The organism is Rudaeicoccus suwonensis (assembly GCF_007829035.1).
GTDB classification, from domain to species: domain Bacteria; phylum Actinomycetota; class Actinomycetes; order Actinomycetales; family Dermatophilaceae; genus Rudaeicoccus; species Rudaeicoccus suwonensis.
The window spans coordinates 112,983-134,111 of the sequence record NZ_VIVQ01000001.1; the positions used below are offsets into that span (position 1 = coordinate 112,983).

General features: G+C 66.6%; 17 protein-coding genes. 11 read left to right on the top strand and 6 right to left on the bottom strand.

What is annotated here, in order from left to right; all coding sequences use genetic code 11:
• Positions 1 to 5: 5 nt before the first annotated feature.
• The gene (locus tag BKA23_RS00530; protein ID WP_211841550.1) at positions 6 to 2,867 is read right to left on the bottom strand and encodes an FAD-binding and (Fe-S)-binding domain-containing protein; all 2,862 of its coding nucleotides are present in this window, start codon (positions 2,865 to 2,867) and stop codon (positions 6 to 8) included.
• Between the two features lie 726 nt (positions 2,868 to 3,593).
• On the opposite strand from BKA23_RS00530, the gene BKA23_RS17555 reads away from it, so the two are divergent.
• Together BKA23_RS17555 and BKA23_RS00540 are read left to right on the top strand one after the other, a co-directional pair.
• Entirely contained in the window at positions 3,594 to 4,103 is a 510-nt protein-coding gene (locus BKA23_RS17555; protein WP_170226309.1) for a MarR family winged helix-turn-helix transcriptional regulator, read from the top strand.
• The gene (locus BKA23_RS00540; protein ID WP_246104385.1) at positions 4,100 to 6,016 is read left to right on the top strand and encodes an MDR family MFS transporter; all 1,917 of its coding nucleotides are present in this window, start codon (positions 4,100 to 4,102) and stop codon (positions 6,014 to 6,016) included. Before BKA23_RS17555 ends, BKA23_RS00540 begins: the two co-directional genes overlap by 4 nt.
• A gap of 1,090 nt (positions 6,017 to 7,106) precedes the next feature.
• On the opposite strand, the gene BKA23_RS00545 is transcribed toward BKA23_RS00540, so the two are convergent.
• Positions 7,107 to 7,997, bottom strand: coding sequence for a maleylpyruvate isomerase family mycothiol-dependent enzyme (locus BKA23_RS00545; RefSeq protein WP_145224543.1), 891 nt, complete (start codon positions 7,995 to 7,997; stop codon positions 7,107 to 7,109).
• Positions 7,998 to 8,064: 67 nt separating this feature from the next.
• On the opposite strand from BKA23_RS00545, the gene BKA23_RS00550 reads away from it, so the two are divergent.
• Positions 8,065 to 10,083 (top strand): bifunctional copper resistance protein CopD/cytochrome c oxidase assembly protein, encoded by a 2,019-nt coding sequence (locus BKA23_RS00550; protein WP_145224545.1) that lies wholly within the window; start codon positions 8,065 to 8,067, stop codon positions 10,081 to 10,083.
• Positions 10,084 to 10,088: 5 nt separating this feature from the next.
• A complete protein-coding gene (locus BKA23_RS00555) occupies positions 10,089 to 10,886 on the top strand; it encodes a carbon-nitrogen family hydrolase (protein ID WP_145224547.1) in 798 nt (265 codons plus the stop codon).
• Positions 10,887 to 10,900: 14 nt separating this feature from the next.
• On the opposite strand, the gene BKA23_RS00560 is transcribed toward BKA23_RS00555, so the two are convergent.
• Positions 10,901 to 11,524 (bottom strand): LysE family translocator, encoded by a 624-nt coding sequence (locus tag BKA23_RS00560; protein ID WP_145224549.1) that lies wholly within the window; start codon positions 11,522 to 11,524, stop codon positions 10,901 to 10,903.
• Between the two features lie 22 nt (positions 11,525 to 11,546).
• On the opposite strand from BKA23_RS00560, the gene BKA23_RS17560 reads away from it, so the two are divergent.
• Together BKA23_RS17560 and BKA23_RS00565 are read left to right on the top strand one after the other, a co-directional pair.
• Positions 11,547 to 11,687 carry a hypothetical protein gene (locus BKA23_RS17560; RefSeq protein ID WP_170226310.1) on the top strand — a complete coding sequence of 47 codons (141 nt, stop codon included), beginning with the start codon at positions 11,547 to 11,549 and terminating at the stop codon, positions 11,685 to 11,687.
• The gene (locus tag BKA23_RS00565) at positions 11,684 to 13,519 is read left to right on the top strand and encodes an NHL domain-containing thioredoxin family protein (RefSeq protein WP_145224551.1); all 1,836 of its coding nucleotides are present in this window, start codon (positions 11,684 to 11,686) and stop codon (positions 13,517 to 13,519) included. The genes BKA23_RS17560 and BKA23_RS00565 overlap by 4 nt, the downstream gene beginning before the upstream one ends.
• Positions 13,520 to 13,607: 88 nt before the next feature.
• Here the strand turns inward: BKA23_RS00565 and BKA23_RS00570 are convergent, their stop codons facing one another.
• On the bottom strand, positions 13,608 to 14,024 hold the full coding sequence (locus tag BKA23_RS00570) for a MarR family winged helix-turn-helix transcriptional regulator (RefSeq protein ID WP_211841551.1): 417 nt from the start codon (positions 14,022 to 14,024) through the stop codon (positions 13,608 to 13,610).
• A 141-nt stretch (positions 14,025 to 14,165) separates the two neighbouring features.
• Here BKA23_RS00570 and BKA23_RS00575 point away from each other — a divergent pair, with 141 nt between their 5' ends.
• Complete coding sequence (locus BKA23_RS00575) at positions 14,166 to 16,019, top strand: chloride channel protein (protein ID WP_211841552.1); 1,854 nt, start codon at positions 14,166 to 14,168, stop codon at positions 16,017 to 16,019.
• On the opposite strand, the gene BKA23_RS00580 is transcribed toward BKA23_RS00575, so the two are convergent.
• Positions 15,989 to 16,405, bottom strand: coding sequence for a hypothetical protein (locus BKA23_RS00580; RefSeq protein ID WP_211841553.1), 417 nt, complete (start codon positions 16,403 to 16,405; stop codon positions 15,989 to 15,991). The two genes, BKA23_RS00575 and BKA23_RS00580, sit on opposite strands and share 31 nt — an antisense overlap.
• A 166-nt stretch (positions 16,406 to 16,571) precedes the next feature.
• Between BKA23_RS00580 and BKA23_RS00585 the strand changes: the two genes are divergently transcribed.
• The 3 genes from BKA23_RS00585 (at position 16,572) to BKA23_RS00595 (ending at position 19,216) form a co-directional block, all read left to right on the top strand.
• Complete coding sequence (locus BKA23_RS00585) at positions 16,572 to 17,684, top strand: sensor histidine kinase (protein ID WP_145224555.1); 1,113 nt, start codon at positions 16,572 to 16,574, stop codon at positions 17,682 to 17,684.
• A 2-nt stretch (positions 17,685 to 17,686) separates the two neighbouring features.
• Positions 17,687 to 18,349 (top strand): response regulator, encoded by a 663-nt coding sequence (locus tag BKA23_RS00590; protein ID WP_145224557.1) that lies wholly within the window; start codon positions 17,687 to 17,689, stop codon positions 18,347 to 18,349.
• A gap of 333 nt (positions 18,350 to 18,682) precedes the next feature.
• On the top strand, positions 18,683 to 19,216 hold the full coding sequence (locus tag BKA23_RS00595) for a hypothetical protein (protein ID WP_145224559.1): 534 nt from the start codon (positions 18,683 to 18,685) through the stop codon (positions 19,214 to 19,216).
• Between the two features lie 31 nt (positions 19,217 to 19,247).
• Here the strand turns inward: BKA23_RS00595 and BKA23_RS00600 are convergent, their stop codons facing one another.
• Positions 19,248 to 20,531 carry an NRAMP family divalent metal transporter gene (locus BKA23_RS00600; RefSeq protein WP_145224561.1) on the bottom strand — a complete coding sequence of 428 codons (1,284 nt, stop codon included), beginning with the start codon at positions 20,529 to 20,531 and terminating at the stop codon, positions 19,248 to 19,250.
• 123 nt (positions 20,532 to 20,654) lie between these two features.
• Here BKA23_RS00600 and aroQ point away from each other — a divergent pair, with 123 nt between their 5' ends.
• Complete coding sequence (gene aroQ, locus BKA23_RS00605) at positions 20,655 to 21,110, top strand: type II 3-dehydroquinate dehydratase (RefSeq protein ID WP_145224563.1); 456 nt, start codon at positions 20,655 to 20,657, stop codon at positions 21,108 to 21,110.
• Positions 21,111 to 21,129: the final 19 nt, after the last annotated feature.

Genomic DNA, 21,129 nt, shown 5'->3' on the forward strand with positions numbered 1-21,129 from the left:
GCCGGTCAGTGGAGGTGGTCGGCCAGCAACTGCGCGAGGTGTATGCCGGTGTTCCCCGCCAGATCCTGCAGTTGCGTGCGGCACGAGAATCCGTCGGCCAGAATCACATCCGCCGGGTCAGCGGCCTCCACCGCCGGCAGCAGAGTGCTGCGTGCCACCGCGACAGACACGTCGTAGTGACCCTTCTCGACACCGAAATTGCCTGCCAATCCACAACATCCGCCTAGTCGCTGCACTGCTGCGCCGGCGCGATCGAGCAGTGCGGCATCGGCGGTCCAGCTCATCACGGCATGGTGGTGGCAGTGCGGCTGCGCGATCACCCGCACCGCAGACAGGTCCGGTGGCGACCAGCTGTCGGTCGACTGCAGCAGCTCGGCGAGGGTGACGGTGGCGTTGGCGACCGCCTGGGCGCCGGTGTCGCCGGGCAGCAGCTCGCCGAGGTCGTGGCGCAGCACTGCGGTGCACGAGGGTTCGACGCCGACGATCGGCACACCTGCATGCGCCGCGGGCGCGAGCGTCGAAACGAGTGATCGCAGAGAGCTTTTCGCGGCATCGAGTTGACCGGTCGAGATGAGCGTCAGCCCGCAGCAGCCTGCGGCGGCGGGCAGCACCGGGCTGTAGCCCGCGTCTCGCAGCACCCGCACCATCGCCGCGCCGATCGCCGGGGTGAAGTGCTCGGTGAAGGTGTCGACCCACAGCAACGCAGGGTTGGCCGGCGGCCGATCCGGGTCGTATGCCGCAAGGCCCTCGTCATGTGCCCAGCGCGCGAACGGCCGCGCGGCGATCGAAGGGATCGAGCGTCGCGGATCCACTCCCGCGGCCGACTTCAGCGGGCCTACTCGATCGCTGAATCGCATGGCGGCACGGGAGAATCGCGGTGCGCGCGCGGCCAGCCGCAACAACTGCGGCAGTCGGCCGAGGGTGTAGTGCGAGATGGGTCGGCGCCTGCCGGCATACGTCTGGTGCAGCACCTCGGACTTGAGCGATGCCATGTCGACACCGGTCGGGCAGTCCGACAGGCAGCCCTTGCACGACAGGCACAGATCGAGAGCCTCGTGCACCTCAGGAGAAGCCCAATCCGCTTGCACGCCAGTGCCGTTGATCATCTCCTGCAACACCCGTGAGCGGCCGCGGGTGGAATCTTTCTCGTCCTTCGTCGCGTTGTATGACGGGCACATCACGCCGCCTGCGCCAGTGTTGTCGGCGCGGCACTTGGCGACGCCGGTGCAGCGATGCACCGCCTGCGACAGGTCACCGCCATCCGCGGCCCACGCCAGCCCGAGTGGGCGATGGCGCTTCGTAGCCGGAGCCGCCTTCGTCGGGAAGCGCAGGTCGTCGTCGATGGCGGCCGGAGCGACGAGAACACCTGGATTCAAAGCATTTTCGGGATCGCAGATGCGTTTCACCTCGGCGAAGAGGCGGATCGACGCAGCGTCATACATCAGCGGCAGCAGCTCACTGCGCGCGCGGCCGTCACCGTGCTCGCCGGAGAGCGAGCCGCCATACTGCCCGACCAGGCGGGCGGCGTCGGTCATGAACGCCCGCAACACTTTTCGGGCATCCGGTCGTTGCAACGGCAGATCGAGCCGCACGTGCATGCAGCCGTCACCGAAGTGACCGAACGGTGCTGAGGTCAACCCGTGTTCGCTGACCAATGCGTCGAAATCGCGCAGATACCGGCCGAGTTGGTCCGGCGGCACAGCGGCGTCCTCCCAGCCCGGCCAGGCCGGTTCGCCGGCGGGAGAGCGCCCGGCCAGACCAGCGCCGTCCGCCCGAATCCGCCACAGTGCAGCGGTTTCCGACGCCGAGGTGATCACGCGTGCCTCGGTGGCACCCAGGCCGGAATCGGTCGCCACCGCGGCGGCACGAGCCTCGACGTCCTTGATGTCATCGCCACTGATCTCGACGAACAGCCATGCGGCGCCGCGTGGCAGATCGGGCACCGCGCTGGCGCCACGTCGATCGCGCAGCACGTCGATGAGTCGGGCATCCAGCCCCTCGCACGCGGTGGGGTGATGAGCCAGCACAGCCGGGGCGGCATCGCCGGCGGCGACGATGTCGGCGAAGCCGAGCGCGATCATCCGGCGATGCGCGGGGTCGGGCACCAGCCGGACCGTCGCCTCGGTGACGACGGCAAGGGTGCCTTCGGAGCCGGTGAGCAGGCGCGCGATGTCGACGCCGCGCTCGGGCAGCAGGTGCTCGAGGGAGTAGCCCGAGACCTGGCGGCCGAACCGACCGAAGGTGGTGCGGATGTGTGCCAGATGGGTGGCGCCGAGGTCGGCGAGCGCGATCGCCTCGGGTGTCGCGGGCGCGGCGCTTGTGGATGATGCGCTTGCGAGCTCGAATTCGGTTCCGGTGCCGAAGAATCCGCGCAGGCCGAGCACGTTGTCGACGGTACGTCCGTAGCCGAGGCTGCGCGAGCCGCACGCGTTGTTACCGATCATCCCGCCGATGGTGCAGCGCGTCGACGTCGACGGATCCGGTCCGAACCGCAGACCGTGCTCCGCGGCCGCCCGCTGCAGCTGCTCCTGCACGACCCCTGGCTGCACGCGCGCTGTCCGCGCATCGGGATCGATGTCGAGCACGTGGCCGAAATGTCGCGACAGGTCGAGGACCAGCCCCGTGCCGATCGCATTGCCCGCGACGGACGTGCCGGCGCCGCGCGTCGTCAGCGGCACGCCGAGATCGCGGGCGACGTCATACGCGACGCGGATCTGCTCCTCCGAACGCGGGAACGCGACGGCCGTCGGTGGCACCCGGTAGAGCGAGGCGTCCGAGCTGTATGCCGCGCGGGTGGTCCCGTCGGCGCGCGCCTCGACGCCGGCGGACAGCAACCGGCTCAGCAGGCTCGACGCGCGATCACCCATGCGGGCCATTGTTTCGCAGCGCCCGTCTCGTCGGTGCGCCCGTCTCACCTTGCCGAGTCACGCGAATAAGTGCCCGGCCACTCGCCGAATCATGGACTCACGTGCGCACGGGTTCAGGTGCGCCCGGTCTCAGGTGCGCACGGGTTCAGGTGCGCACGGGTTCAGGTGCGCACGGGTTCAGGTGCGCCACAGGCACCACAGGGACCTCAGGCACCCCAGGCGCCACAGGCACGTGGTTGACATGTCGATTGCTTCCGCTGAGCGGCTCGATACTCGTCAGTAATCGTCATCCGGGACATGCCCGGGGGGCGAGTGGGGCGAGTCGTTCACCTGGAATGAGTGGGGCGAGTCGTTCACCCGGGGCGAGTGGGGCGAGTTGTTTTACCTGGGATGAGTGGGGCGAGTTGTTCACCCGGGGATGAGTGGGGCGAATTGTTCACCTGGGATGAGTGGGGCGAGTCGTTCACCTGGGATGAATGGGGCGCGCGGGGTTGGCGCGGTGCGGGTTCGGATGAATCCGTATCCGGCGACGCCGGGTACGAACGAATCCGCATCCGGCGAGCCCGGAGCGGTGCGCCATACCTGCGCCGATTTGGAGCATCGACCCCCAATGTATATAGTTGTATGCCGCAAGCAAATGTTCTGCCCGTCACTGTCGCCGGACATCACGCGCCTGCACCGCCGGGAGGGCCGGCGGCATACTGCACATTCCTCCGAAGGACCGACATGCCCATTGATCACGCTGTGGCGACAGAGTTGTCGACCGAGTTGATCCATATGGTCAAGCGGGTCGAGTCGTTGCGAGCGCACGCTCCGCGGCTGCACCCGGGGCTCGAACCGTCTGCATACCCGCTGCTGTTCGTGCTGACCACGGGACCGATGCGGATCTCCGCGCTGGCGGAGAGCATCCATTCCGACGTCTCCACCGTCAGCCGTCAGGTGACTCACCTGGTGCAGCAGGACCTGGTCGCGAAGGTCTCCGATCCCGACGACGGCCGGGCACAACGCGTCGCGCTGACCGAGAACGGGCAGTCCTTCGTCACTCGCCTGCAGGACGGTCGCGGCTCGTGGTTCCAGCATCTGCTGCATGACTGGAACGACATCGAGGTCCGCCAATTCAGCGGATACCTGCGGCGCTTCATCGACGACCTCAGCGTCGAGATCGAGCGCCTGCGACTCGACGGTCCCCTCACCGAATTTCCCCCGAACCCCGACACTCGAAAGGATGCTTCGTGACCACGACCCGTACGGCGGCGCCAACAGCACCCGCCACCGGTGAATACAGCCACCGGCAAATCCTGACGATCCTGTCCGGTCTGATGCTCGGCATGTTCCTCGCCGCGCTCGACCAGACGATCGTGAGCACCTCGATCCGCACGATCGCCGACGACCTGCACGGTCTGTCCATCCAGGCGTGGGTGACCACGGCATACCTGATCACCTCGACGATCACCACGCCGATCTACGGCAAGCTCGGCGACATGTACGGCCGTAAGAAGCTGTTCCTGTTCTCGATCAGCGTCTTCATCCTCGGCTCCGCACTGTGTTCGTTCTCCACCTCCATGTACGAACTGGCAGCCCTGCGCGCATTCCAGGGCATCGGCGCCGGCGGTCTGTTCACCCTGGTCCTCGCGATCATCGGTGACCTGGTGCCGCCGCGCGAACGTGCGAAGTACACCGGTTATTTCATGGCGACCTTCGGCACGTCATCAGTGCTCGGTCCGGTCATCGGTGGCTTCCTCGCGCAGAGCAACCACATCTTCGGCATCACCGGCTGGCGCTGGGTGTTCCTGGTGAACGTGCCGATCGGCCTCATCGCGCTGGTCGTGGTGTCGTTCACGCTGAAGCTCAACCACGTGCCGCGCAAGGCCCGCATCGACTGGTGGGGCGCCGTCGCGCTGGTCATCGGCCTGGTGCCGCTGCTGACCGTCGCCGAGCAGGGCCGGACCTGGGGCTGGGGCTCGGGCAAGTCGATCGCCTGCTATGCCATCGGTGTCATTGGATTGGCTGCATTCGTGCTCATCGAGCACCTGATGAAGGACGACGCCTTGATCCCGCTGCGCATCTTCAAGCTGCGCGCGGCCAGCGTCACCATCGTCGCCAGCGTCATTGTCGGTATCGGCATGTTCGGTGGCCTCACCGTGCTGCCGCTCTACATGCAGATCGTGCACGGCGCATCGCCGATGAAGTCCGGTCTGATGATGCTGCCGATGGTCGGTGGCCTCATGATCGCGGCGATCGTGTCCGGTCTGATCACCGCCAAGACCGGAATCATCCGGATCTTCCCGATCATCGGCACGCTGATCGCCACCGTCGGTCTGGCGCTGCTGTGGCGGATCGGCGCGGACACCAGCCTGGTGCTGGTCATGGTCTACATGTTCATCGTCGGCCTCGGCCTCGGCAACTGTATGCAGCCGCTCACGCTGATCGTGCAGAACGCCGTCCCGCCCAAGGAGATCGGCGTGGCCACCTCGGCCGCGACCTTCTTCCGCCAGGTCGGTGGCACCCTCGGTGTGGCGATCTTCCTGTCGATCCTGTTCAGCACGGTCGGCAACAAGATCGAGTCCGCTGTCGGTGCAGCCGTCAAGGCGAACCCGTCGTTGGGCACGCCCGCGAACCAAAAGGTCTTCGGGACCGTCGCCGCGCAGGTGCAGAACAACTCCGACGTGCTCAACACGGTCGCCTCGGACATCGCGCACCCGTTCAAGGTCGGCTTCGCCAACTCGATGGACATCATCTTCATCGCGGCTGCCGCGGTCATGTTCGTCGGCTTCCTGGTGCTGCTGCTGATGCCGCACGTCGAACTGCGCGCCCAGTCCGCCCAGGCGGCAGCTGCTGCCGAGGGTGGCGCGGTCACCGGGACCGCATCTGATGCGTCGGCACACGTCGAGGCCGCTCCGGTCGAGGCCGCTCCGGTCGAGGTCGCTCCGGTCGAGGCGGCGATGGCCGGCGCGGCTGCGGCACCTGCCAACCCCGAGCTCGTGCCGGCAACCGTCGGTGCACCGTCGGCGGAGTATGACGACGCCGGCTCGTCCGACGCGCAATATGCCGCAGGCTCCTCGGACGCGGGCGGCAAGCACGAGGCCAGCTCCAACGGTCCGGCACTGGCGGTCGACGAGTCGCGCAAGCCGCGGCACGCCGCCGAGTAACTCCGGCACGTATGACGCAGAGCGTCGCTTCGGAAGGTCTTCCTTCCGAAGCGGCGCTTTTCGTTGTCCTGCAACTGCCCGCCCGTCGCGACCTACCTGCCACCTGGCTGTCTCGGTCACATGGCTGTTTTGACATGGCTGTTCGTCAAACAGCTGCTTCGGCATACGTGTCGCGTGGCTGTTTGCACATACAGTCCGTACGTCATCGCGCTTCTGCGCTGCCCTGCGCAGCACGCAAGACACGCTGCGGTCGAGTGTCACGGGAGCGCCCTCGGCAGGGCGAGTGTCACGGGAGCGCCCTGGGCAGGATCGAGTGTCACGGGAGTGCCCTGGATCGCAGTGGGTCGGGGCAGTTGCGTGACACTCGTGGCCACCAAGGTCAGTTGCGTGCCAGTCGCGGCGTGCAACGGCGAAGACGTGACACTCGCGGTGCCGTGTTCGAGGCAGTTGCGTGCCAGTCGTGGTGCTGGTCGCGAACTGGTGCCGTGCTGCGATGCACGAGTGTCGCGGGAGTGCCCTCGGGGCGGGCGAGTGGCGCGGGAGTGCCCTGGATTGCGGTGGTCGGGGCAGTTGCGTGACACTCGTGGCCACCAAGGTCAGTTGCGTGCCAGTCGCGGCGTGCAACGGCGAAGACGTGACACTCGCGGTGGACCCGGTGTCGCGGGCGTGCTCTCGGGGCGGGCGAGTGGCGCGGGAGTGCCCTGGATTGCGGTGGTCGGGGCAGTTGCGTGACTCTCGCGATCGTCAAGGGCAGTTGTATGCCAGTCGCGGCCTGCGAGGGCGAGGACGTGACACTCGGGGTGGACCCGGTGTCGCGGGCGTGCTCTCGCGGCGGGCGAGTGTCGCGGGAGTGCCCTGGATCGCAGTGGTCGGGGCAGTTGCGTGGCACTCGCGGCCACCAAGGTCAGTTGCGTGTCACCTCGCGATCGTCAAGGCAAATATGTGACTTTCGTGCTGGCCAGGGCAGTTGCGCGCAAGTCGCGGTGCCGTGTTCGAGGCACGTACGTGCCAGTCGTGACGTGCGAGGGCGAACACGTGACACTCGCGTCGGCGATCCGCAGGGTGTGTGATCGCCGGCCAAACGCGGGTGTCAGGGCGTGATCGCCAACTGGTCCAGCACCCGGCGGGCGAAGTCCTCATCACCTTCGACGCTGTAGCGCAGTTCTCCCGTCGCCACCCGCCCGGCGCCGCGCCGTGTCAGCGCCTCGGTGGTCAACCGGATCGAGGTGATCGACCCCGGCGGCACGATGATGAGTTCGCCAGTGGAGTCGTCCTTCTCGTCCACATGTGCCGTTCCCGAAAACAACGGTTCCGCCCGCAGCGAGCCGTCGGCGGTGGGCGTGATCCGCACGCCCTCGCGCGCGAGCACCGGCCCGGTCGACTCGATGATCACTGATGCACCCGCGGGCAGATCCGCCCTGGCCGCGCGCCCCGGAAAAGCGGCCAGGATCCGCGTGACGAACTCCGCAGCACCGGCCGAATCCAGGTTGCCGGGACGGCCGAGCGCCTCGCGCAGATCCTGCTCGTGCACCCAGATGTCGATGAGACGGATGCGCAACTGGTCGCCCAGCGTCGTCTCGCCCAGTCCGCCGGGCGAAGGCACGGGTGTGTCGACAGTCAGCCCCGGCTCGCGCAGCGCGCGCAGCCGCCGCGGCAGCACCCGCTTCAACTCGCCTACGACCTCGGCGCCTGTGCGAGCCCGCCGCAACTCGACCGCTTGCTCCATGTAGCGGCCCATGTCGTGCCGCAGCCACGGGTAGTCGGGCACCTCGACCTCTGGGTCCACTCCACCGATCAGGGCGTTCTCGATGCCGACCACGTGCGAGATGTGGTCCTTGACCGTCCATCCTTCGCACTGCGTCGGACGTTCGAAATCCGCGGCGTGACAGGTGATTCCGAGGTCGAGGACCGCCTGCGTGGTGTTGGCATAGGCGTCGACCAGTTCGGCAAGACCATCGGGCGGAAGCGGGTGTGTCGGCATACGGTCCAACCTAACGGCTCGGATGCAGGCAGATCCGATGATCCGTGCGGCCACGTATTCTCGGGTGATGCATCCGGAGCCAGCCGCACCCGCGCGACGGGTGACGACGCACCCCGGCTGGCTTACGGCCGCTCTCGCCACCGGCTTGGTCGTCTGCGCCGCGACGGCGCGCTTCACCGGCGCCGTCGACCCGCTCCAACTGCTGGATCCCGGCGTCATCGTGCGCTGGGGGATCCCGCTCACCACCGTCGCCGGCGAACTGTCGATGTCGCTCACCATCGGTCTGCTGCTGCTCGGTGGCTTCCTCGTGCCCGAGACCGGCACCTCCGCGCGGCGGATGCGTACCGCGAGGTATGCCGCGTGGTCGGCCACGGCGTGGGCCGTCACCGGCGTCGTCGGCGGGATCCTGTCGTATGCCGATGTCTCGGGCCAGCACCTCGGTGCGCCCGGATTCTGGTCCGGCGCATGGAGTGCCACCTGGCAGCTGGAGTTGCTGCGCGCGCCGGCCGTCTCGACTCTCATCGCGATGATCGTCGCGGTTTGTGCCTACGCCGCGCCCCGCCGCTCCGGGCAGGCATGGCTGTGCGCGCTCGCGGCCTTCGCCATACTGCCGCTGGCGCTGGTCGGGCACGCCGCAGGCAGCAGTGACCACGATGCCGCGGTCAACTCGCTGGCCTTCCATCTCGTCGGAGCAGCGGTCTGGGTCGGCGGCCTGCTCGCGTTGCTGGTCATGTGGTCGCGGCTGGGCAAGGGCGCGCCCGCTGTCGTCGCGCGTTTCTCGACAGTGGCGACATGGTGCTTCGTCGCGGTCGGGCTGTCCGGAGTGCTCAATGCCTGGATCCGCCTCGGCGGTGCCGACGGCCTGACCAGCAGGTATGGCGCAGTCGTGCTCGCCAAGATCGCGGCCCTCGGCATACTCGGCGGTCTTGGTCTGCAGCAACGCCGACGGGTCGTGGCGGCCCTGCAGCGAGGTGGTGGCGCGCCGGTGCGGGCGTTGTTCGTGCGGTTCGCCGGGGTCGAGGTGGTTGTGATGGGCGTCGCGATCGGGCTCGCCGCGGCTCTCGCCCGCTCGGCACCACCGATCCCGCAGACGAGCGTCGAGCGGGCCGATCCGGCGCTCGCGCTGACCGGTTATCCGACCCCTCCGGCGCTGCACGCGATGTCGTGGCTGACCCAGTGGCGGGTCGAGTGGTTGTTCACCGCGGTCGCCGTCGTCGCCGTCCTCGTCTATCTGAAATGGGTGCTCCGCCTGCACCGTCGCGGTGACCGCTGGCCGTGGACGCGCACAGTCGTGTGGTGCCTGGGGTGGGTGTTGTTCGTCTACCTCGTCGACGGGGCACCCGGTGTCTACGGACGGGTGATGTTCTCCGCGCACATGCTGGGGCACATGGGTATCTCGATGATGGTGCCGATCCTGCTGGTGCGCGGTGCCGGTGTGACGCTCGCTCTGCGGGCCCTGCCCAAGCGCGGCGACGACACCCTCGGACCGCGCGAAATCCTTCTGTCAGTGGTGCATTCGCGAGTCTTCGCGGTGCTCGCGAATCCGGTGGTTGCCAGCGTCCTGGTGCTCGGCACCTTGGTCACCTTCTATTACTCACCGTGGTTCGACTTCGCGCTGCGCACCCACACAGGCCACGTGCTGATGGTCACGCACTTCATGGTGTCGGGCTACATCTACGCGTGGGCGCTCGTCGGCGTCGACCCAGGCCCGCGCCGCTGGTCGCCACCCGCGCGGCTGCTCGTGCTGCTGGTGACGATCTGTTTCCACGCGTTTTTCGGTGTCGCCTTGATGACCGGCACGACCGTGCTGGCGCCGGACTTCTTCACGACCTTGCACCTGCCATGGGTCGTCTCGCCGCTGGTCGACCAGCAGAGCGCCGGCACGATCGCCTGGGGTGCGGGCGAGTTGCCCACGCTGATCCTGGCGATGCTGCTCGCGGGTGAGTGGTATCGCCGCGACCGTGCCGACGGGGCGCGCGCCGAGCGGCAGGCCGAGCGCGACGGCGACGCCGAGTTGCGCGCCTACAACGACTATCTGGCCGCCCGCGCGAAGTCCGTGGCCGGCTCATCCCGCGAAAAGGACTGATCTGCATGCGAATTGCCTTGATACAGCTTGCGTATGGCGATGCCGAGTCGCTGCCCGACCGTGTTGAGCGGGTGGCCGCTCTCGTGCGCGCGCAGGCGGGCGCCGAGCTGGTGGTGCTGCCGGAGCTGTGGTCGGCAGGCGGCTTCTCCTACCGCGAGTGGGACGAGCGCTCCCAGGACATCGCCGGGCCGGTGGTGACCGCGCTCGCGGCGGCCGCTCGCGACGCGGGTGTGTGGTTGCACGGCGGCTCGATCGCCGAGCACCCCGACTCCGGCGAGATCGGTGTCGAGGGCAAGTCGTTGTGGAACACCTCGGTGGTCTTCGCACCCGACGGCGAGGTGGCGGCGACATACCGCAAGATCCACCGGTTCGGATTCGCCGGTGGTGAGCCGAAACTGATGGAGGCGGGCACCGACCTGGTGCTGCTCGACCTGCCCGACGGTGTCCGCGCGGGTCTGTCGACGTGTTACGACCTGCGGTTCCCGGAGCTGTATCGGGCCCAGTTGGACGAAGGTGCAACGGCTTTCGTCATACCCGCCGCCTGGCCCATGGCACGGGTAGAGGCGTGGCGGCTCCTGCTGCAGGCACGGGCGATCGAGGACCAGTGCTTCGTCTTCGCGTGCAACACGGCCGGGACCCATGCCGGCACCCAGATGGGCGGGCACAGTGCGGTGATCGCGCCGACCGGCGAGGTGCTCGCCGAGGCAGGCGCCGACGAGCAGGTCCTGACCGTGGACGTCGACCCGGCGACGGTCGCGCAGACTCGCGAGGCGTTTCCGGTGCTGGCAGACCGCCGGCTCTGAGCTTCTCTTGCAGGTCAGCCGGCGTCGGCGATGAGAGCGCCCGCGAAGCCGAGCATGACCAGCCCGGTCGCACCCTCGATGCCGCGGCGCACCCGCACCTTCTGCAACGCGCGGGCGGCTGCACCGGCCGCCCACAACAGCGAGACAAGCACGACGGCACCGACCGCAGTCAGCGTGAGGGCGTAGACCGACAGGGTCGCGAACGATGCGTGCGTGCCGACGAACTGCGGCAGCACCGCCAGATTGAAGGCCAGCACCTTCGGATTGGTGATGTTGCACAGGAACCCCTGCCGCGTCGCCGACCAGCGGCCGCCGGCGCGCAATTGTGCCGGGGGAGCGGTGAGTTCGTTCGGCGCCTTGATCGCAGCACGGATCGCCATGACGCCGAGATACGCCAGGTATGCCGCACCCACCCACCGCAGCACCAGGAAGACCGACTCGGCGCTGACCAGCAAGGCGCCAAGGCCCGAGGCCGCGACCATGCCCTGGGTCGCTCCGGCGATGCAGATGCCGAGCACGGTCCACTTGCCGCGCTCGCGGCCACCGAGCAGAGTGCTGCGCAGGGTCAGCAGGGTGTCCGGGCCGGGAGCGATCGCGAGCACCGCGGCGAACGCGACGAAGGACAGGTAGTGCGCCATCCGGACACGGTAGAGCCCTGTCGTGACGGGCCGCATCCCGATCTCGCCTGTCGTCCGGGGCGGCCTCGGTGCACTGCGCGGACGTCGGTCACGGCGCACGGCAGCAGGTATGACGACCGGCCCCGGCATACGTGCGCGTCGTGTGGTGTTGTGGCCACCATGACGAGCACACGGATCCGGGTGCGTGCGCCCGAGCTGATCGGTCGCGGCTGGCTCAACACCGGTGGCGAGACGGTGTCGCTGCCGGATCTGCGGGGCAAGGTCGTGGTGCTGGACTTCTGGACCTTCTGCTGCGTCAACTGTCTGCACGTGCTGGACGAACTCCGGCCGCTGGAGCGCGAATTCGCCGATGAGCTGGTGCTGGTCGGCGTCCATTCACCCAAGTTCGAGCACGAGGCCGATCGCGCCGCGCTCGAGGCGGCCGTCGAGCGGTACGCCGTGCACCACCCCGTGCTCGACGACCCCGATCTGGTGACCTGGCAGGCGTATGCCGCGCGGGCCTGGCCGACGCTGGTGGTGATCGATCCGGAGGGCTACGTCGTGGCGCAGATGTCCGGGGAGGGGCACGCGCACGGGTTGAGCGTGCTGGTGCGCGAGCTGTTGGTGGAGCACCGGGCCAAGGGGACGTTGCGCTCCGGCGACGGGCCGTATATCGCACCGCCCGCCCCGGAAACGGCGCTGCGGTTTCCCGGCAAGATCGCGGCTGTCGGTGATGGCAGCTATCTGGTATCCGACACCGCCCATCACCAGGTGGTGCACCTTGAACGAGACCTGGTCACCGAGCGCGCGCGTTTCGGCGGGCGCGAGGTCTTCAACGAGCCGCAGGGGGTACTCGTGCTGCCGGCCGATGTCGCGGCGCGAGTCGGATACGACGTCGTTGTCGCCGACAGCGTGAACCACCGGATCGCGTCAATTCGATTGTCGGACGGGCAGATCGGCGTGCTGGCCGGCACCGGTGAGCAGCTGCGCGAGCGATCCGGCAGTGGTCCCGCGTTGCGGCAGGCGTTGTCGACGCCGTGGGATCTTGCGTGGTGGATCGATCGGGTGGTCATCGCGATGGCCGGCACGCACCAGTTGTGGGCGCTGCACCTGGCGACGGATCGGGCGGACAACACGGTCGCGGTGCTGGCAGGCACCAGCGCGGAGGGTCTGCGCGACGGTGTCGCCGATGAGGCATGGCTCGCTCAGCCGTCGGGGCTCAGCACGTCTGCCGACGGATCGCGGGTGTTGATCGCGGACTCCGAGACCTCGGCCGTGCGCTCGATCACGTTGACCGACAACGGTTTCGAGCTCGAGACGTATGCCGGTCGCGGTCTCTTCGACTTCGGCCATGTCGACGGCCCAGCATCCGAGGCGCTGCTGCAGCACCCGTTGGGTGTGACGGAACTGCCGGACGGTTCGGTGGCGATCGCCGACACCTACAACGGCGCGATCCGGCGATACGACCCGGTCGCGCACGAGATCAGCACTCTCGCAACGGATCTCGCTGAACCCAGCGATGTGCTCGTCGAACTCGACGATGGCGCCGCGCGGCTGCTGGTGGTCGAGTCGGCCGCTCACCGGGTGACGCGGATCGCCATACCTGCTGATGCTCAACGGGTTTCGGGATTGGCACATCAGACGCAGCGTCCCGCGACGCAGCTGCAGGCGGGTGAGGTCGAGCTGGCGATCGCGTTCGAGCCGCCGACCGGTCAAAAGCTCGACTACCGGTATGGCGATCCCACACAGTTGATGGTGTCGGCGACACCTGAGCATCTGTTGCTCGACGGAGCCGGCACCGCGACCGGGCTGCAACGCACGCTGCGGCTGAATCCGGTCATCGCCGACGGCGTGCTGCACATCTCGGTGCGCGCGGCGGCGTGCGACGGGGACCCGGTGACCGGCGAGTTGCCTGAGCACGCGGCCTGTCATCTGTATCAACAGGATTGGGGCATCCCGGTGGAGCTGGCCGAGGGTGCTGCCGACCGGCTCGATCTGGATCTGCGCGGGGTGTGAGGAGGGTGACCGCGTTACCACCCCGGCATTGAGCCTTGAACGATCGGGATTTGTAGATCCAGGTCGCGGCACCGGATGCACCGCGGAATCAGCGTTCGTCGCGGGCAGGTGCATCCGACACGTCGTGCAGCACCTCGAACAGTGATGCCAACTGGGCGAGTTCGAGCAGGTGGCTGCCGCTGAGCCCTTCCAGGATGTCTTGGCCCTGCGGTGACACGACGAGTCGAACGACGCGGTGATCCTGCTGATCGGTCGTGCGTCGCACCAGTCCGGAGCGCACCGCGCGGTCGATCAGTTCGACCGCCGAGTGGTGCTGAATGAACAGGTAGTTGGCCACGTCCTGAACTGTCGGCGCCGTGTCGCCGGCATGCCCGCGGATCGCGAGCAGCAGTTGATGCTGCCGAGCGGTGATTCCCTGCTCGGTCGCGCGGTCCGCGCTCCATTGTTCGAACCCGCGCAGCGCGGTCCGAATCGCCAACAGCTTGGCGTAATCACCGTCGCTCACGTGTCGTGGGCTCACCTTCGCGTCTGATTCGTCCGACGTCGACATCACCGTTGCCCTGCCCTTCCGCTCTCACCGTGATCTACACTGACATATCGTGTCACGACATTTATTACCGACGTCCTCCGTGAAGGCGATGCCGAGATGACTTCCGGTGAGCCTCTTGGTGCGCAGACCTCCATTCGCGACGTGAGCCAACTGGGCGACTTCACGGCGACTCCTCGCATGATCACGATCACCGCGCTTGCGCTGCCGGTCGGAGCGGTGAGCGCGGTTGTCGCGTGGACCCTGCTGCGGTTGATCGGGTTGATCACGAACGTCGTGTTCTACGACCGCCTCGACACACGACTCGTTGCCCCGGGAGTCGGGCACCACAATCCGGCCGTTCTGTTGCTGGCGCCGGTGATCGGTGGTCTCGTCGTCGGGCTGATGGCGCGGTTCGGTTCGGAGAAGATCCGCGGTCACGGGATGCCCGAGGCGATCGAGGCGATTCTGCTCGGCGGCAGCAAGGTGCAGCCGCGCGTCGCCGTGCTCAAGCCCGTGTCGGCTGCCGTCGCCATCGGCACCGGTGGCCCGTTTGGCGCCGAAGGACCGATCATCATGACCGGAGGTGCGATCGGGTCCTTGTTCGCGCAGTTCCTGAAGATGACCGCCGACGAGCGCAAGACACTGCTGGTGGCAGGCGCGGCGGCAGGGATGGCCGCGACGTTCAACACCCCGTTCGCGGCGCTCATGCTCGCCGTCGAGTTGTTGCTCTTCGAATGGCGGCCGCGCAGTTACGTCCCGGTGGCCGCGGCAGTGGCCGTGGCGACGATCGTGCGCCATCCGATGCTCGGGTCCGGTCCGCTGTTCCCCGTGACGGGCAGCTTGCACATCGATCTCGGAACCTACGCGTTGTGCGTTGTGTCGGGGATCTGCGCCGGACTCTTGGCGATCGTGGCCACCGTGCTCGTCTATGCGGCGGAGGACCTGTTCCACCGGCTGCCCATCCACTGGATGTGGTGGCCCGCGATCGGCGGGTTGATCATCGGTGTCGGTGGTCTGATCGTTCCGCAAGCGCTCGGTGTCGGCTACAACATCATCGGGATGGAACTGGACGGCTCCATCGGTCTGGGCCTGGTCGTCGGGATACTTGTCGTCAAGACCCTGATCTGGTCGCTGTCGCTGGGTTCGGGAACATCGGGTGGCGTCCTTGCCCCGATGTTCATGATCGGTGGCGCACTCGGCACTCTCGAGGCGCACATCTTTCCGGCCGTTGGGCCGGGCTTCTGGGCGCTCGTCGCGCTCGCCGGTGTGCTGGGCGGTGTCATGCGCTCACCGATGACGGGCGTGGTCTTCGCACTCGAGTTGACGCACCGGTGGGGTGCCCTACTTCCTCTGCTGATCGGGGCGTCGACGGCATACGCAGTGTCGGTCCTGTTGCTCAGACGATCCGTTCTCACCGAGAAGATCGCCCGCCGCGGCTATCACTTGTCCCGGGAGTACGACGTCGATCCGATGGAGATTCTTTTCGTCGGGGAGGTCATGGTCGAAGGCCCGTTGACCTTCACCGGCGATGTGCCCGCCGGCGACGCACTGGCCCAGGTGTCGGGCACGGACCCGCAGACCGTTCTGTATCGGCGGCAGATGCTGTACCCCGTCGTCGACCAAGCGGGTTGTATGACGGGGGTCGTCACCCGGACCCAGTTGGAGTCCGCTGCGAACGAGAAGCGAGACGATGTCGCCGTCGGTGAGTTGGCACTGACCGACGTGGTGGTCGCCGATCCGGATGAAATCCTGCGCGTCGTCGTCGCTCGCATGGCCGAGCACGCTGTGGACCGGATGCCCGTGGTCGACCGTCATGATCGGCGGCGCATCGTCGGCTTCATCACTGTCACCATGCTTCTGGCCGCTCGGGTGCGCGACCTGGAAGAAGCAAGCCACAGCGAGCGCGTATTGAAAGTGCCGCGCCGACTGGCGGCGTCTCGTCACGCCCGACCAGATGGCGACGACAGGTGAACGTCGGTTCGCCGAGCACGGCGGCCACGTGCGGCCCCGATTATTCCGGCGCAGAACGTGGCGATGAGGCCGACGCTCATCACGACGTTCCCCAGCACCGTACCCAGGTTTGACGACGTGAGATTCGGCGTCAATTCGCCGGCGATTCCACCGACACCGACAATCCAGAATGCGATGAAAGCGGACGGAATCGGGTGCCACCACCATCGGAGGGTCAGTGCGGTGGCCGCGCCGAACGCGACGAGGAACAGGATGCCGGGCGGAAAGGGAAGCCCGAACGTCTTGTTCGCGCCGTCGAACTTGCTGGGGTCGGCGATCCACTGGATGAGCAGACCGACGATGCCGACGCCGAGTCCGGCGAGCGTGATGCGGGTGAGGCGAGGCATGTGAGAACTCCTTGATGTCCGTGATTGTTCAAAGAACCTCAACCGTCGCCCATCCCGGTGCCGTGGGCATCCCGCAGGAAGCGGCATCGCCCTACGCAGAATTGCGTAGGAAAGGTCAGACCAAGGACTGACGCGGACGGCCGGCGCCGGGGATTAATCTCGAACGATGGGCGCCTTTGAGCCGATCGGCATTCGTGCGGCCGGACCGCTGCGTGCCATCGGTGTTGTCCTTTTGCTCGCGATGATGGTCGGTACCTTCGGTGCGCAGCGCAACACGTCCACGCCGTGGCCCGTGTGGTTCGGGGTGGTGCTCTCGGGTCTGGCGACCGTGCCTGTGCTGGTGAGCATGCCGGCGCCGACCGCGCTCATAGGCAGCGGAGCTGTGACAGCGTTATATTTCGCGGCTGGCTATGCCGACGGGCCTGTGTTCCTGGCGATTCCCGCGGTGGCTTTCGTCGTCGCGCTCACTTCTACGCGCCGGTCTTGGGATTGGACAGGCGTCGCCGTTGCGGCCGGTGTCGCCGGACTGGTTTCCCGCGGCCCGTTGCACCATGCCGATGGGCACATGCTGTGGCAGTGCATCGGTCTCGCAGCCTTGGCTGTGGCGGCCTGGGCAATCGCAGCTTCGGTCAACGCTCGACGGCTCGCGCTGACGGAGCGCAATCACAGCCTCGCTGCCGAGGAACGGATCCGGATGGCCATGGAACTTCACGACGGGGTCGGTCACGGGCTTGCACTCATCGCGATGCAGGCCGGCGCGGCGTTGTACGTCTTCGATCGTGACCCGGCAGCCGCACGTGCCAGTCTGACGGCGATCCGCGACACCAGCCGCGAGTCGTTGGAGCAGTTGCGCAGTGAACTCGACCGCTTCGCCGGATCGGAACGTGCGCCGAGACGGCCTTCGCCCGGACTGGCCGATCTCGACGAATTGGTGGCACGGGTTCGCTCCGGCGGTCTCGATGTCCGACTCGAGTTGGCGCCCGGCCCGGCGGTGCCGCTGCCTGTTGAGCACGCGGCCTACGCCGTTGTGCAGGAGAGCCTGACAAATGTGTTGCGGCATGCTGCTGCCAGTTACGCCGATGTGAGCGTGCAGCGAGACGGCAACGATCTTGTCGTCGTTGTCAAAGACGACGGACGTGTTGCTGTCAACAGCGAGATCCGCAGCGGGCACGGCATTTCCGGCATGCGATCCCGGGTCGCCGTTCTCGGTGGTCGGTTGGCTGCGGATCGGCATACGGCAGGCTTCGAGGTGCGCGCCGTCATACCGGTGGGAGAGTGAGAATGACCATTCGTGTCGCACTCGTCGATGACTTGCCGCTGGTCCGGACGGGTCTGGCAACGATCATCGCGACTGAGCACGAGCTGGAGTTGGTGGGCGAGGCCGGAAACGGCCGCGAGGCCCTCGAGATGTTTCGGACTGTCCACCCTGACGTTGTCTTGTGCGACATCCGGATGCCTGTGCTGGACGGACTCGACCTTCTCCAACACGTTTCATCCGACCCCGACCTCGCCGACATTCGCTTGGTGATGCTGACAACCTTTGAACTCGACGAGTACGTCTTCGAGTCGCTGCGGCTCGGCGCAAGCGGATTCCTGCTCAAGGACGCCGAGCCCGAGCGGATCCTGGATGCGATCAAGATCGTGGCAAATGGTGGCTCGCTGCTGGCCCCGAGCGTGACACGGCGGGTGATCGAAGAGTTCGGTTCGCGGCGTCGTGTCGCCAAGCCGCACCCTCGGCTCGGTGAACTCACCGATCGTGAACGAGAACTCGTCGGTTGGGTGGCGACTGGTCGCTCGAACGCCGAAATCGCCGAGATCTTGGTCATCAGCCCGGAGACCGTCCGCACTCACGTGAGCCGGGCGATGGTAAAGCTGGGTGCGCGTGATCGTGGGCAGCTGATTGTGTTCGCAATCGAGTCCGGACTACGAGCCGACACGACCTGATGACATCTCTAGGACTGCTGCAGCCGACGCTGTCGTCCTGCACGGCCTCGGTGCACTGCGCGGACGTCGGTCACGGCGCATGGCGGCAGGTATGACGACCGTCTCCGGCTGGGTGGTCACCATCTATTGGTCGCCGTGAGCCTGCATGCACATGGCCCCGAATCCGGTCATCCAGACAGAGAATCCCTCTGCTTCAAGCCACCGAAGCTTCCCGCCGAGCAGGCAGACGCCTGGGCGATCAGGTCTGCAAGCTGCGGTAGTGACGATGGGTTCGCTTGAGCCAGTAAGTTCGAATGACATAAGGCTTCGACCACTGTCGTTCGGACTCATCTCTTGGATCAGAATATTTTCGATGATCATCATCTCGTCCATACCGACCGTCATTTTTACTTCGTCTCGAGCACTCATCTTTTGGCGATCCGGGCATTACTAGAAATAACCCGTATTGTTCAATTTCTGGGTAGCGACGTCGGAGCGGCAAATCGTAGGGAGTCTGACATGTGGGTCGACAGCAATGGCATTTTTCACACGACGTCGATGCCTGATTTCTCACCTCTGGTCGGAGATTCTGCGGTGACGTTCGTGTGCAAATCGAGGCGCCGTACGAGGAAGGTCATTCAACAACTGGTCGAGGAAGAGGAAGAGCGGTTCTATGACGAAGCCAGCACGATCGCTGACATCGCTTTACATGGCACCGCGCTCGCATTTCCACCAGGGCCGGTGCTTGGCGCAGTGAAGAGTGTCGACGACTTCAGGACAGGTCTGGCGCAAATATCACTGACGTGGCAACTGGACGCGGTTGTTGCTATCGATGAGTTGCTTGGCCGGACCGCATGGCCGTCCCTGAGAGCCCGGGCCCGGCTGTGACCGCCGGGCGGCGTAAGGCTTCTGCGCTGGTTTACCAGCCGAGCGTCTGCGGGATCATGTAGAGCCCGAACACGATCACGACCAGGCACAGCCCGGTGTTGATGAAGCGATAAGCCCCCCGCATCCGGAACTCCGACGGCAGCGCCTTCGCCTCCAGCAGCAGCAGGAAGCCCAGCACCAGAGGCAGCATCAGTGCGTTCATCACCTCGACGTCGACAGCCAGTCGCACGAGGTTGAAGCTGGCGAGCACCAGCGCCGCACCGACGATGTGCGACATCGCGTAGACGAAGTAGAACTTCCAGTTCTGCCGGCTGATCGGCGCATTCAGACTGTGCTTCCAGCCGATCACCTCCGCCAGACCCCACGAGCCGGCAAGCGAGACCACCAGTGCCGCCACGAGCGCTCCACCGAGAATCGCCGCGCCGACCATCACCTTGGCCTCCGTCGACCCGATGTATGGCGCAAGCCCACCCGCCAACTGGCCGACGGTGTTGAGCGACATCGAGCCGTGACCCGAGGCGTAGACCGTCGCCGCAAAGGCGATGATGACCACGATCATGATGCCCTGCGTGAGCACGCTGCCCACCGCAGTGTCACGTCGCGCGGCGCGGATTGCCGACTTCTTCAGACCCTTGTCGACCACAGCGCTCTGCTGATAAAAGATCATCCACGGCATGATCACGGCGCCGACATTCGCCGCGAGCAGGAATACATAGGAGCTGTGCCCGAGCGGCACCGTGTGCAGGCCCTTCAACAAGTCGTGCATCTTCGGATGCGCCAGGATCATCGCCGGGATGAATGCGAGCTCGGCCAGCCCCACCGCGATACCGATCCGCTCGACGCGTCGATAGCTACGGGTCATCGCGATGCCGATGAGGAAGGCCGTCGCGACCGGCACAGTGATCCACTTCGAGACGCCGAAGAGTTCGCCCACTCCGGCGACTCCGACGAACTCGGTCAGCAGCGCGCCGATCGCCGATATGAACAAGGTCGATCCCGACAACCACGCCCACCGCGGTCCGAAGTACTCGCGGATGAGCGCACCGTGACCCTTGCCGGTGACGATGCCCAGGCGCACGGTGATCTCCTGCGCCATGTAGAGGATCGGGATCAGCACCACCTGCGGCAGCACCATCGAGTAGCCCCACTGCGCGCCTGACTGGGCTGCGGTGATCAGGCATCCCGCGTCGGTGTCCGCGAGCATCACGATCAGGCCTGGGCCCCAGATGGCCAGCAGCGTCAGCGTCAGCATCCGCCGCCGGTTGCGAGGGGGAAGCGGCGCCTGGGTGTCCGCGATGTCGTGGGCGAGAGCCATGTGACCAATCTACTTTCGGTATGCCTTACCTAACTCCCGTCAGCGTGGCCGCACAGTCTGGGAGCATCCTGCCCGGATCCTCAAAGAATGGCGCGGGAGAGTGCACGCGGCACAATGTGCTGTATGACGCGCCCCACCATCTCGATCATCAACGGTCCCAACCTGAACCTCCTCGGTCAGCGCGAACCCTTGATCTACGGCGCCGAGACCCTCGCCGACGTCGAAGCCCTCTGTCGCGCCACCGCTGACACGCTCGGCTTTGACGTCGAGTGCTTCCAGTCCAACCGCGAAGGCGCCATCGTCGAAGAGCTGCACCGGGTCCGACCTTTCGCGCGAGGCGTCGTCATCAATGCGGCCGGGTACACCCACACCTCGGTCGCCATCCGTGACGCGCTGGTGATGATCGATGCACCGGTGATGGAGGTGCACATCTCGAATGTCCATGCGCGAGAAGAGTTTCGGCACCATTCCTTCATATCCGACATCGCTGCCGGGGTGATCGTCGGCTGTGGAGTGCAGGGGTACGAGTTCGCGATCAACCGGATCGCCGCGCTGCGCCCGGCCACGGCACAGGCCTGATCTGCCTGCTGCCTGATCC